Origin of the sequence: Arcticibacter svalbardensis MN12-7 (genome assembly GCF_000403135.1) — a bacterium.
Lineage (GTDB): Bacteria > Bacteroidota > Bacteroidia > Sphingobacteriales > Sphingobacteriaceae > Arcticibacter > Arcticibacter svalbardensis.
Genome location: NZ_AQPN01000141.1, coordinates 40,792 through 54,996, shown reverse-complemented (window position 1 = coordinate 54,996; position 14,205 = coordinate 40,792). Strand labels below are relative to the sequence as shown.

At 37.5% G+C, this 14,205-nt stretch carries 9 protein-coding genes; 2 read left to right on the top strand and 7 right to left on the bottom strand.

Annotated elements, in window-relative coordinates; genetic code table 11:
- Positions 1-19 precede the first annotated feature (19 nt).
- The 3 genes from ADIARSV_RS18410 to spt are packed head-to-tail and all read right to left on the bottom strand — an operon-like array spanning position 20 to position 3,341.
- The gene (locus ADIARSV_RS18410; protein WP_016197170.1) at positions 20-1,018 is read right to left on the bottom strand and encodes an NAD-dependent epimerase/dehydratase family protein; all 999 of its coding nucleotides are present in this window, start codon (positions 1,016-1,018) and stop codon (positions 20-22) included.
- Positions 1,015-2,136, bottom strand: coding sequence for a hypothetical protein (locus ADIARSV_RS18405; protein ID WP_016197169.1), 1,122 nt, complete (start codon positions 2,134-2,136; stop codon positions 1,015-1,017). Before ADIARSV_RS18405 ends, ADIARSV_RS18410 begins: the two co-directional genes overlap by 4 nt.
- Positions 2,137-2,138: 2 nt before the next feature.
- A complete protein-coding gene (spt, locus tag ADIARSV_RS18400; RefSeq protein WP_016197168.1) occupies positions 2,139-3,341 on the bottom strand; it encodes a serine palmitoyltransferase in 1,203 nt (400 codons plus the stop codon).
- Positions 3,342-4,308: 967 nt separating this feature from the next.
- On the opposite strand from spt, the gene ADIARSV_RS18395 reads away from it, so the two are divergent.
- Complete coding sequence (locus tag ADIARSV_RS18395) at positions 4,309-6,585, top strand: glycosyltransferase family 4 protein (protein ID WP_040300624.1); 2,277 nt, start codon at positions 4,309-4,311, stop codon at positions 6,583-6,585.
- A complete protein-coding gene (locus tag ADIARSV_RS18390; RefSeq protein WP_016197166.1) occupies positions 6,585-7,592 on the top strand; it encodes a glycosyltransferase family 4 protein in 1,008 nt (335 codons plus the stop codon). The genes ADIARSV_RS18395 and ADIARSV_RS18390 overlap by 1 nt, the downstream gene beginning before the upstream one ends.
- On the opposite strand, the gene ADIARSV_RS18385 is transcribed toward ADIARSV_RS18390, so the two are convergent.
- The 4 genes from ADIARSV_RS18385 to dnaE form a co-directional block, all read right to left on the bottom strand.
- Positions 7,589-9,055 (bottom strand): glycoside hydrolase family 130 protein, encoded by a 1,467-nt coding sequence (locus ADIARSV_RS18385; protein WP_016197165.1) that lies wholly within the window; start codon positions 9,053-9,055, stop codon positions 7,589-7,591. The two genes, ADIARSV_RS18390 and ADIARSV_RS18385, sit on opposite strands and share 4 nt — an antisense overlap.
- 114 nt (positions 9,056-9,169) lie before the next feature.
- Positions 9,170-10,111 carry a DUF58 domain-containing protein gene (locus ADIARSV_RS18380; RefSeq protein WP_016197164.1) on the bottom strand — a complete coding sequence of 314 codons (942 nt, stop codon included), beginning with the start codon at positions 10,109-10,111 and terminating at the stop codon, positions 9,170-9,172.
- 54 nt (positions 10,112-10,165) lie between these two features.
- Positions 10,166-10,486: a thioredoxin gene (gene trxA / locus ADIARSV_RS18375; RefSeq protein ID WP_016197163.1), complete on the bottom strand. Its 321-nt coding sequence runs from the start codon at positions 10,484-10,486 to the stop codon at positions 10,166-10,168.
- 97 nt (positions 10,487-10,583) lie between these two features.
- Positions 10,584-14,156 (bottom strand): DNA polymerase III subunit alpha, encoded by a 3,573-nt coding sequence (gene dnaE, locus ADIARSV_RS18370; RefSeq protein WP_016197162.1) that lies wholly within the window; start codon positions 14,154-14,156, stop codon positions 10,584-10,586.
- Positions 14,157-14,205: the final 49 nt, after the last annotated feature.

Sequence of the window (14,205 nt, the reverse complement as noted above, 5' to 3'; positions counted from 1 at the left end):
AATTATTAAAATATTAATCTTAGGTTAGCCAATTATTTTGCTTGTACCATAATAAAGTCTCTTCCATCCCCTTTTTAAGCGGGTAATCGGGAATAAAATTCATATCCTGTTTTAACGCAGAAATAGAACATGACCAGTTTTCAGCATTTAATTCGGCAACTTTCTCTTTATTCAATGCAGGAGCATCGCTTCTGAACGTATATATCAATTCCATAAAAGCCCCCAGAAGACTCACTAGAGGGATCGGTAAATGGAACTTAAATGTTTTTTTCTTTAATATGTTTTTTGTGATCTCTGCCAGCGCATATTTTGAGTATACAGCTCCGTCGGATACATTGTAGCTACTGCCAATGGGAGTGGTAGTTTGCAAACTGGCCAGAAGTACCTTGACAAGGTCTTTCACATAAATAAAACTTAATTTCTGTGGATTACTGCCAATATAAGGCTCCAAGCCTGAGGCTATAGTTTTAATAATAATAAAGATATCTTTTTCACGCGGCCCATAAACGGCTGTAGGACGAACGATCACTAATCGAAGGTTCGGTATTTCTTTCAACTGCTTTTCAGCAAGAAGTTTACTTTTCCCATAGGCAGTAACGGGTCGGGGGACATGATTAACCTCTATAAGGTTGTTATCATGATAGCCAATTGGCCCCAATGCAGCAAGACTACTTACAAAGACAAACTTTTCCAAAGGAATAGCGGCTCGAGCAGCTGCGTTTGCCAGGTTTACCGATAGCTCCGCATTTACGTAATCATAATCACGCTGTGTTTTTGCTTTCGTCGATCCGGCACAATGGATAATAAAGTTATATTGATTTTGCTCTAACTCAGCCTGCAATTTCTGAGGATCAGCCATACTGAGATTGACCCAATGGACAGGCAATGATTCGAAATCCTTTATATTACTAGAAGGTCTAACGGCTGCATAGACATCCAAACCTTCATCAAGAGCCGCGGATATAAGATGTGAACCCACAAACCCGGAGGCACCTGTAATTAGGATCCGTTTTCTCATAAAGCCTTTTCGAGAAGCCTGTATTTTTTATAAATTTTACCGTTAATAGCTTCAATAGCATTATTCATCATATAGTTATCTTCTAACATCCAGGAGCATTCAGCACCTTTAATGTTATTGGAAATCGCATTTTGAATAATTAATCCGTAAAGACACGCCTCAATTCCAAGCTTCCTATACTCTGTTAATACACCTAAAGCCATCACCCTTAACCAATCAACCTTTTTAAGACCAAACAAAAGTTTAAATATCCCAAAAGGCAATAAACGACCTCGTTTTACTTTGCGAAGCACTTGATTGATATCAGGAATCCCCAGTGCAAAGCCTATAAACTTATCACCCTGTTCAGCCACAAGACAAAATTCAGGATTTACAATCATCTTAAGGTCTTTAGCCAGATAATCAAATTCTTTTTCAGTCATTGGAACAAATCCAAGGTTTCTATCCCATGCCTGGTTATAAACATCGCGTAACTTGGCGGCTTCATTTTTGAAGTCTTTCATGTTTACTTTCCGAATAATAATATTGCTTCGCTTCAATCTAGCTTGTAAAGCACCTAGCAATCTTACAGACCGGTCGTTATGTGTATCGTAAGGCACATCATAAGCGAGTAAATCTGTTTTTTTTGCATAGCCTGCATTTTCAATCAGCTGAAGATAATAGGAATAGTTATAAGGCATCATCACGACAGGGGGACTATCGTATCCATCAATAAGGAGCCCTACCGTTTCGTTAGTCGAAAAATTTGCCGGACCAATAATAGTAGTAATACCTTGTTTTTTCAACCATAACTCCGCTTGATTAAGAAGCGCAGTGGCCACTTTCTGGTCGTTGATACATTCAAAGAAACCAAAGAAACCGTCAGTGGTATTGTTAAAGGCATTATGATTATTATTCAATATAGCGGCAATGCGTCCACAAACTTTATTCTGATCATCGTAAGCCAGAAATAACTGAACCTTTGAATGATCATGAAAAGGGTGCTTGCCCGGAGTCAACAAATCATGTTGAGCAATATATAATTCGGGTACATAATTCGGATCATTACGATATAAATCATGTGGAAAATCAATAAAACTTTTTATATGTTTTTGTCCTTCGAGAGCAAGCACCTTCATTTCTAATTCTTTATAGCTGCAAATATGTCACGTCTTTTAAAGGCGTGTGTGAGTTTATCAACCGCTTCGTCAATCTGATCAAACGTATGTGTCGACATGAGTGAAAGTCGAAGTAAGGATGAATCAGAAGGCACAGCAGGAGAAACAACAGGGTTTACAAACACACCATCCAGTAATAAATCATTGGTAACCTGGAAAGTTTTTTCGTTATCACGAACATAGATTGGAAGTATAGGACTTTCAGTATGACCAATATCGAAACCGTTTTCTAACAATAGCTTCTTAGCATACCTGGTGTTATCCCAAAGTTTGTCTATAATCTGTGGTTCGGCCTGAATAATATCGAGAGCAGCAATAACACTTGCAACTGCTGCAGGAGTCATACTTGCACTGAACAATAAGGAACGTGCCCGGTGTTTAATATAATCAATGGTCGCTTCGTCAGCAGCAATAAAGCCGCCTAAAGAGGCCAGTGACTTACTAAAAGTACCCATAATCAGATCGACTTCATCAGTCAAGCCGAAATGAGATGCAGTTCCAGCACCATTTACACCAATAACTCCCAGACTATGGGCATCATCTACAAAGATATTTGCACCAAATTCATTAGCCAGATCAACTATTTCAGGTAATTTAACAATATCCCCTTCCATGCTGAATATACCATCTACTGCAATTACCTTAGCTGCTTCTTCAGGCAACAAAGCTAACTTTGCACGAAGGTCATTCATGTCATTGTGAGCATATTTAATAGTTTTGGAGAAAGATAGACGGCTACCGTCTATAATTGAAGCATGATCAAACTCATCAAGGATGAGATAATCATTTCGGTTGGTGACGCATGATAAAACACCCAGGTTAACCTGGAAGCCGGTACTGAAAATTACAGCGGACTCTTTACCTACGTAGGTAGCAAGCTTACGCTCCAATTCCAAATGAATATCCAGCGTTCCATTTAAGAAACGTGAACCTGCACATCCTGTGCCATACTTATCAATTGCCTGTTTGGCTGCTTCCTTGATTTTGGGATGACTTGTAAGGCCTAAATATGAATTAGAGCCAAACATTAAAACTTCCTTACCATCAATAAACACCACTGTATCCTGGCCGGATTCTATAGCCCGGAAATATGGATACAAACCCTTTCTTTTAATTTCTAATGCTTCTGTAAAAGAAAGAACCCGATCATGTAATTTTTTACGCATTAAGGTGAAGTTAATTTTTTGTAAAAGTAAAACTCATTTATGTGATTATACGCTTTTATTTGGTCTTTTTTTTGTCTTATTTGACCATTAGTCGTAAAAAGTCAAAAATACGCTAATAGATTAATTAATCCCATCTTAATATTTTTTCGTGTTGACGTAGATGCTTAACTGAAACCTAACACTAGTTTAAATAAAAAAGTTTTACATGATATTGAATTTCAGAACATTAAATATAAAAATAACAAGTTAATAAAAAAATATTTCTTTACAACAACAAAAAAATATGACCATTTAGGTATAAATCTTTTATTTCAAATCGATTAATTTCAATTTAAGCAGTGTATATTGAATTATGTATGCTTAATTTTCTCTATTTTGAAGATTTAAGCAAACGAATGACATTATCTATTAAAAAGGCTTCATTTAAAACCTGAGTTTATAAATAGCTCCTTCCCCGGTGCTTTTGAACTATCTCGCTATTAATTTTAGCGCACATTATAGGCACCTTGTACGCACCTCCTCCGCACCTTCTCCGCTCGGGAATGTACAAAGTGCGGATTAGTTGAGAGTCAGCTCGGCTTTAATCGGCGCTTAAATAATAATTTGTGCTGCACTAACGGAAAAGAAGAAAAAATTTGTGGTTTAAAAAACCGGGCAGCATTGATTTGATATTGATATACGTTTTAGTTCATCATTAAACACTTAATTTAATGATCCTTAACACAACTCGGATATTCCCTTTTAATGTATATTGAGCAGCATGTTAATTCGTATATTTGTGCGCTGGTAAGGTTTTTATTCTTATTCAATTGTTTTAGGTAAACAACATGTTTTTTCAAAACAACGCAGCATTTAATCGATGTTAATCGTACCCCTCTGATTAGATTAGTAGATCCCAGACTACCTACAAACAACCGAATCAATAGGTTTTAAAAACAATGTCTGCCTTAAAATTGTTAATCTAATAATGAAAATAGCATATATTTCTACGTATTTACCCCGTGAATGTGGAATTGCTACATTTAACAGCAATCTCATTCAAGCAATAAGCTCTAATTTTAAAGATCAAGTTTTTTCAGATAGTGGATTTGTAGTAGCAATGAACGATTCTGATGATATTAAACAATACGCTTATCCTGAAGAAGTAAAATTTGTAATCCGCCAGGAACAACAGAAGGATTACATTCACGCAGCAGAATATATTAATGAGAGTGATGCGGACTCGTGTATTTTAGAGCACGAGTTTGGAATTTATGGTGGTGAGTGTGGAATTTATCTATTGTCATTACTTACTTCTTTACAAAAACCGCTAATTACTATCCTTCACACTGTATTACGAGAGCCTAATTATACCCAAAAGCTCATTACACGGCAAATTGCACAGCACTCTTCACGTATTGTGGTGATGAGCAAAAAAGCGGTCATGTTTCTGACTACCATTTATGGGATTCCTTTAGAAAAGATACAGTTAATTGAACATGGTGTACCCGATTTGGAGTCACCTAAGGTTAATTTAGTAAAAAACCAAGCTCCGTTTAAGGGCAAGAAGACCTTATTTACATTCGGTTTAATCAGCCGGAATAAGGGTCTGGAAACTGTGATACGTGCACTTCCGGGAATTGTAAAAAAACATCCTGATGTGGTTTATGTCATACTAGGGAATACACACCCTGGTGTGATAAAGAGCTCTGGCGAAGAATACAGAGATTCATTGAAGCAACTTGCGGCAGAACTTAACGTAGCAGAGCACCTTTTCTTTGTAAACAAATTTGTTTCAGAGGAAGAGTTAATGCACTACCTTACTGCATGTGATATTTATGTAACTCCATATTTAAACGAGGCACAAATCACAAGTGGCACCCTTTCTTATGCTGTAGGTGCTGGTGCAGCCGTGGTTTCTACTCCATACTGGCATGCCCAGGAATTACTGGATAACAATAGAGGCCGGCTATTTAATTTTAAAGATTTCAATACGCTGGCAGATATCGTGAATGATTTGCTTGACAATGCAGACAAACTAAAGAAGTTAAAGAAGAATGCCTATGAATATGGCTTACATCTAAGATGGCCGTTTATTGGTAAACAATACATTAATGCATTTAACAAGGCCATAAAAGATGCACGATCTAAAACGGAGAATTCTACATTTCTTCCCGAAAAAGAGTCGTTGCCTCCATTTGACCTCACACATATCCGCCGGCTTACAGACTCCACAGGCTTAATACAGCATGCCAAGTACGGCATTCCGAATTATAAAGAAGGGTATTGCCTGGATGACAATTCACGTGCTTTGATCCTCATGCTGATGGTTCATCAATATGATAAGTCATCGGAAGCATTGGAACTTTTCCCTAAATACCTGAGTTACATCCATTACATGCAGCGAGAGGATGGGAATTTTAGAAACTTTCTGAGCTTTAACCGGGACTATCTGGATGAAAAAGGTTCGGAAGATTCGTTCGGAAGAACGATTTGGGCACTGGGCTACCTAATAAATGCCTCACCAAATAATTCATACCGTGAGTTTGGCGAAGATTTGCTTCGATACTCAATACCTCATTTTAAGGCCCTCCGGTATATCCGGGGAATTGCCAATACGCTTATTGGGGTGACTTATTATTTAAAGACTTATCCATCAGACGGAAACATGATGGGTCAGCTTCAAATACTCACCGAACAACTGGTGGCAGCCTATAAGGCCAACAGGTCGGAAAACTGGCATTGGTTTGAGTCGAGCATGACTTATGATAATGCGATACTTCCGCTTGCCTTGTTACATTCTAGTGAAATAACAGGAATTGATAGTGTACGCTTAATTGCATTGGAATCATTGGCATTTTTAGAAGAAAAAACATTTCACAAAGACTATCTTACTCCAATTGGTAATAATGGATGGCTGATTAAGGGAGCAGAAGCACCTGTGTACGACCAACAGGCTATTGAAACCATGGCCATGGTACTTATGTATTCCCAAGCGTATCATTTAACTCAAGATCCCAAAATGCTACATAAAATGTATCAAAGCTTTATGTGGTTTTATGGTCTGAATGAGTTGCGGATTCCTTTGTACGATTCAGAAACAAAAGGCTGTTCGGATGGATTGCAAATGGGTGGCATCAATAGAAACCAAGGTGCTGAAAGTACGTTGGCTTGTTTAATCTCTCATGTAGCGGTTCTTAAAGGCATGGATGATGCATCCCGGTATTATAAAATTAAACGTAAGGCTTCAGCCTCTGTTCTTTAATGAAGATAGCTGTATTATCATCTATTGCCTGGAGGACTCCTCCAAGGCATTATGGTCCATGGGAACAAGTCGCATCTAATATTACAGAGGGTTTAGTGAAGCAAGGGCACGATGTGACGCTGTTTGCTACTGCCGATTCCCTGACTAAAGGCAAACTTGATGCTGTAGTAAAAAAAGGATACGAGGAAGATAATAACCAGGATGCCAAAGTATTAGAATGCCTCCATATCAGCAATTTAATGGAGAAATCTTCTTCATTTGATCTTATTCATAGCAATTTTGACTTTCTGCCATTAACCTATTCCGGACTTATTAAAACTCCTTTTTTAACTACAATTCACGGATTTTCTTCTGAAAGGATTCTACCAGTCTATAAAAAGTATAACCACTCTACTCAGTATGTGTCGATAAGCAATTCAGACCGGAGTCCGGAGCTTGATTATATAGCAACAGTATATAACGGATTGAATGTACCTGACTTTGACTTTAATGATTCGCCAGAAGATTACCTATTATTTTTTGGCCGCATCCATCGGGATAAAGGTGCAGCAGAAGCTATTCAGATAGCGATTAAGAGTAATAAAAGGCTGATAATGGCTGGACTAATTCAGGATACCAACTATTTTGAGGAACTGGTTAAACCCTTTTTAAATGAACAGATTCAGTTTATTGGTAATGTAGGTCCATCGGAGCGGAGTACAATATTAGGCAATGCGCTTGCGCTATTACATCCCATTCATTTTAACGAACCCTTTGGAATGAGTGTTGCTGAATCTATGCTGTGTGGAACTCCCGTTATTGCTTTTAATAAAGGGTCAATGCCTGAGTTGATAAATGATGGAAAAAGTGGGGTATTGGTAAATTCTATAGACGAAGCAGCAGAAGCAGTAAAGACAATATCATGTATTGATCGCCTTTACTGCCGTAACTGGGCCGAATCTAAATTTTCAACTGAAAAAATGGTGGCCGATTATATTCGTGTATACCAAAAGATGCTTAGCCTTTAAGCCACATCTGAAGTTAATTTATCAATCAGTTCCTTTAATCCTACTATTGCGAAAGAAGAAGAATAATCAGACAATCCGTAAGGTATGATCAGTTTATCATTATTGATTATTGATCCACAAGAATAAACTACGTTAGGAACATATCCTTCTCTTTCTTCCTTGTTTGGCACAAGTAAAGGTTCCTTTAATCTTCCTATTTCTACGCTAGGGTCATCTAACTTAAATAAACTAGCTCCAAGGCAATACCTTCTCATCGGACCAACACCATGAGTGATGACAAGCCATCCATATTCAGTTTCAATTGGCGAGCCGCAATTCCCTATTTGAACAAATTCCCAATTATATTTTGGTTCCTGAAGTAAGATCGGATCCTCCCAAATGGTAATATTCTTGGAATACATGATATAATTGTTCCATCCATCTATACGGGAGATCATGACATAATTGCCATTTATTTTACGTGGAAACAGTGCCAGGTTCTTATTCTGAGCTCCCTTTCCATATAATGGTCTTATTTTAAAGTCATAGAAATCGCGGGTTTCAAGCAGTTTAGGCATGATCATCGCACCGTCAAAGGCAGTATAAGTGGCATAATATATCGGATTTCCATCCTCATGTGTAAATTTCACAAAACGTGCATCTTCAATACCTTTTCTTTCGAGTTCAGAATAGGGAAAAATAACCCGGTCGGTAATATCGGTATCCAGGGAAAAGACCATCTCATAATACGAGTCAGAAAGCCATAATACCTTTTCATATTGAAGCTTTTTATAATCATCTTCTTCAACACGCTGGCATTCCATAATTATTTTTCTTAAAGCGGCGTATTCAAATTGATCGTCAAGTTTTGCTTTTAAAACTTCTAAAACACCCTCATCAATGATTGAGGTTACGGCTTTTTCAAAAAATAACTTTTTGTTGTATCGCGCATTTCTGATTACTTCAGCCTCATCAATATAGTTTCCTACAGGAATAACATTGATTGAATTATCTTTATTAATAATAGCTCTTCTAAACACGATCGAGGAAATATGCCCCTCGCCTACCGCTCTAAAACTTATAATCAGTCGTTTTTGTCCTTCTTCTAAATCACTCTGATCGGGATCTTCTACAATAGAAGGATTAAAAAAAGCAGCTGATTCAATTGAGTATTCATGGGTAAAATAAGACCCGATTAAAAGCCTGCGATAATGTTTAACTTCATCATAATCAATATTTAACTCCTCAAAAAGATGTTTTAACTTATTACAATGTTTGTGAAGTAAACGGGTAATATTCCTTTGTCTTTTTGAATAATCTTGCAAAATTGGAGAAATCAATCCGAAGACTTCCTGCTCATTAATGGCCATTACTCTTCTAATAATTCCTTTAGCTCTTTCTTCACCGTTAAAAAAAAATCGTGCTATTACTCTTTTTGAATCAGGGTAAACCTTAACTGGTGATCGTTCAATAGGGATTCTCATAAATTCTATATATGGCTATCGAGCCAATTATTTTAAATGAATATTAATAATATCAATGTACTGATCTTTTTTAAATAATGACCAATAAAACGTTTCTTATGTAGTTAAACACGCTCAAACAGTCATTCTATTTCGCTTTATCAAATAGGAATGGAGTACATCATTAAAGCCGGCATTTATATCTGCCTCAATTAAATCGATTGAATATTGGGCGCACTTAAGTCTGAGTTCTTTTAAATTTGATGCAACAGATTCTTTAAATGCTTCTCGCAACAAGGAAGGATGTAACTTGATCGTTTCTCCGTTTTCGATATCTATAAAATGATAAGGACGTTCCTTGAAATTAAAGTTTATCTCTGTTTCATAGTCGAGCACGTTAAAAATAATGATCTCATGTTTATTGTGTTTAAGGTGCTGTAGTGCAGCAAAGAGGTCTGAATAATTAGCTGTTTCGGTATAAGACTCATACAAATCTGTGAAAATAATTACTAATGACCTTTTATGCAGCTTCTCAGCGAGCTCGTGTAAAGAGGATACGAGTGCTGTTCGTTTATTTTGGGAACTGTGTAAGATTAGGTTTTGAAGTTCCGATAAGAGGAAATTCTGATGAGCCGTTGTTGATCTGGCGGCAGATGAAAACTCAAGGGTATCAGAGAAGTAGCTTAATCCAAATGCGTCTCTTTGTCGCTTAAACAGTTGCATCAACGCTGCAGCTGAGCAAGCCGAAAAAATAAGTTTGTTTAGTTTGTTTTCCGGAAAAAACATCGATGACGATACATCAAGAACAAGTTGGCATCTTAGGTTTGTTTCTTCTTCAAATCGCTTTACAAATAATTTATCCGTTCTTCCATATAACTTCCAGTCCACATTTTTAATAGAGTCCCCATTGTTATATAAACGATGCTCTGCAAATTCGACAGAGAAGCCATGAAAGGGGCTTTTGTGTAATCCCGTAATAAAGCCCTCTACAACTTGCCTTGCAAGAAGCTCCAGATTAATGAAACCCTCCGAACTAATATCTTCAAGTTTTAATATTGCTTTCTGAACTTTTCCCATAAAGTAAAAAACCGGCCCCAAGGAGCCGGTCAGAACTAATTCTTTACATTTAATTTAAGCTAATTGCTTAACTAATTTATCGGCAAGTACTGATTTTGGCACTGCGCCAATCTGTTTGTCAACAATTTCACCGTTCTTAAAGAACAGTAAAGCAGGAATATTTCTGATTCCGAATTTGGTAGATATACCCGGATTATTATCCACGTTTACTTTTCCAATTACTGCCTTTCCTTCGTATTCCTTAGATAATTCTTCTACTAAAGGACCAACCATACGGCATGGGCCACACCATTCTGCCCAAAAGTCAACTAATACAGGTTTATCAGATTTGAGAACTATTTCATCAAAGTTTGCATCTGTTATTTCTATAGCCATTTTTAATTATTTACAGGTTTCTTAAGCAAATTTATGAATACAATAACCTTACCACAAATTAATTGGGACATTGTGACAGGGAAATGTTTAAAGCCTGCTAGTTAAACCTATACATGATATTTTTGGAGTTTAAAGCATGTAAGAACTCATTACTAGGAAATATTTTAAAATTCTTAGAAGGCATCTCTATCGAGATTGCTCTTTCTTCCTCATCATATATGGCAAATTTCAATAAACAATTTCTATTTGGGTTTTGCTCTATATTAAGATTAAGAAGCTCATCAATCTGCTCAATAAAAGTGGATGATAGCCCTTGTAAAGGTAAATGTATGGTGAGACATTTAGACATCTTATCCCTTAAATCAGATAACAACGAAATCTGAGTAATCTTAAATTCCCAATTATCTTTTTGACGATATCGCTCAGATATGGTGCCCTTTATCTGTAAAAAGTAACCGTCTGTAAAAAACATCTTTTGCTTTACATACTCCTCACCAAATAAAACAATTTCAGAAGAATGGTTATAATCTTCCAGCATCATAGAGCCGAAAGGCTTGCCATTTTTAGTATAACGATCTTCAGCATTAGATACTAATCCCCCAATGCAGATCTCTTTGTTTTTAAGTTTCTCGAATTCTTCTGCATCCTCCTCATTCATCTCGCCGCTTTTAGACTCTGCCAAAAGCTTTAAGTGTCTGACCTGATGCGTACAGAAATTACTCATTTCAAACTTATAATTGTCGAGCGGATGTCCGGTAAGATAAATACCGATCATTTCCTTTTCGTATTTAAGTTTTTCGAGCAATTCCCATTCTTCACAATCAATCATAATGGGTTCCGAAATATTTGCATCAGAAGTACCACCAAACAAAGAAGACTGTGAGCTATTTAAGCTATCTTGATAATCATTATTATATTTAACAAGACGCTCTATGCCATTATAAAAAGCCCCCTCCGCTTTAAAAAAGAATTGTGAACGGCTGAATCCGAAGCAATCAAAGCCACCACTATAGGCCAGATTTTCATAAACTCTTTTATTAACAGTTCGGGAGTTTACACGTTTGGCAAAATCGTAGATACTAATAAACGGCCCATTCAGATCGCGTTCCTCAATAATACTTTCAACAGCCTTTTCGCCCACCCCTTTTATAGCGGACATTCCAAAGCGGATTTCTTTTTTCTTATTAACGGCAAAGCTCAGGTTCGACTCATTTATATCGGGACCCAGAACAGCAAGACCCATACGGCGACATTCCTCCATAAAGGTCGTGATCTTCTCAATATTATTCTGGTTATTTAATACCGCCGCCATGTATTCAGAGGGGTAATGTGCTTTTAAATAGGCAGTTTGAAAGGCTACAAGTGCATAACAAGTGGAATGCGATTTATTAAAGGCATAAGAAGCAAAAGCTTCCCAATCCGTCCATACCTTCTCCAACTGCTTCGCATCATGCCCTTTTAACTTTCCATTTTCAACAAATTGCGGCTTCAATTTGTCAATCATCTTTTTATCCTTTTTACCCATTGCCTTACGCAATACATCGGCATCGCCTTTTGTAAAGCCAGCAAGTTTTTGGGATAGGAGCATCACCTGTTCCTGATAAACATTGATTCCATATGTATCAGCAAGATATTCCTCCATATCCGGAAGGTCATAGGTAACCAACTCCCGGCCATGCTTACGTGCAATAAAATTGGGTATATATTCTATTGGTCCCGGACGGTATAATGCATTCATCGCAATAAGATCTTCAAACTTATCAGGCTTAAGTTCTCTTAAATACATTTTCATGCCTTCACTTTCAAACTGGAATGTTCCATTTGTATCACCACGTTGATAAAGTTCAAGTGTGGTCAGGTCATCCAGCGGGATATAATCGATATCAATGGAGATCCCATAGTTTGATTTGATCAGTCGAAGGGCATCTTTAATAATCGTTAGGGTTTTTAAGCCCAAAAAGTCCATTTTAATTACCCCGGCATCTTCAATAACCCGCCCATCGTATTGCGTAACCAGCAATGGGGAGTCTTTCATGATCGCTACCGGAATAATATTGGTCAAATCTTCCGGTGCAATGATAATACCCGCGGCGTGAATACCTGTACCTCTGATCTGGCCCTCGAGCTTTCCAGCCGCACGAAGTACCTGTGCTTTCATGTCATTCCCTTTCAGGATCGCATTAAGCTCAGGCACCTGTTCAAAAGCTTGTTTAAGTGTAATGCCAAGGGTATCAGGAACCATCTTCTTTAAAGCATTACTATCAGACAAAGGCACATTTAAAACGCGCGCTACATCAGCAATACTACTCCGTGCTGCCATAGAGCCATAGGTTACAATCTGCGCAACCTGGTTCTTCCCGTATTTCTCGACCACATAATCGATTACCTTCTGACGCCCTTCATCATCAAAATCCGTATCAATATCGGGCATTGACTTTCTGTCTGGATTTAAGAAACGCTCAAATAGCAGATTATACTTGATAGGGTCAATATTGGTGATACCGGTACAGTAGGCAACAACAGATCCTGCCGCAGAACCACGACCGGGTCCAATAAATACCCCAATGTCCCTTCCTGCCTTTATAAAATCGGATACAATCAAAAAGTACCCTGCAAATCCCATGATACGAATCGTGTTCAACTCAAAATCAAGACGCTCCTGAACTTCTGGTGTAATTTCCTGGTACCGTTCTTTCGCACCTCTCATGGTCATATCCTTTAGGAATTCCCATTGATTCATTACATCATCCTTATGGATACTGAATTCCTTAGGTATTGGGAAATTGGGAAGCATAATATCTCTTTTCAGCTTGAGATGCTCCACTTTATCTATAATTTCATTGGTATTATCTAACGATTCGGGAACATCATGAAACAGTTTACCCATTTCATCCTGTGTCTTAAAGTAAAACTGGTCATTTGGAAAACCAAAGCGATATCCTTTTCCACCCTCCTCATCTGTTGCAATTGGGGTTATTTGCTTTTCTCCTGTATTTAAACAAAGCAAGATATCATGTGCATTTGAATCCTCCTGATCCACATAATGTGAATCATTAGTACAAATGGTTTTGATGTTATATTTTTTAGCAAACTTTAAAAGAGTATCATTTATAATTTGCTGTTCAGGAATAGCATGACGCTGAAGTTCAATATAATAGTCGTCACCAAACAGATCATACCACCATTTAAGTTCTTTCTCTGCTTCCTCTTCTCCTTTTTTAAGAATAGCCTGAGGCACTGAAGCACCTATACAGCAGCTTGTCGCAATCAGTCCTTCGTGATATTGAAGTATTAACTCTTTATCAATTCGAGGCCATTTGCTATACAGCCCTTCCAGGTAACCCAGAGAGCAAAGCTTAGTCAGATTTTTGTAACCCTGAGCATTCTTAGCCAGAAAGAGCTGATGAAATCGAACGTCACGTTTTTCTTTGGTGAATTGTTTCTTATGCCTGTCATCCACTAAATAAAACTCACATCCTACGATAGGCTTTACATTATGCTTACCCGCTTCAGCAACAAATTTAAACACGCCGAACATGTTTCCATGGTCGGTAATTGCCAGGGCCTTCATGCCATCGGCAGCAGCTTTCTTATACAGTTTAGATATATCTGCTGCTCCGTCAAGAAGAGAGAATTGTGTATGTACATGTAAATGAGAGAATTCCGGCATCGCTAATCGTTCTATAAGGAAAAACTAAAATTACAAAAAATGAATCTTG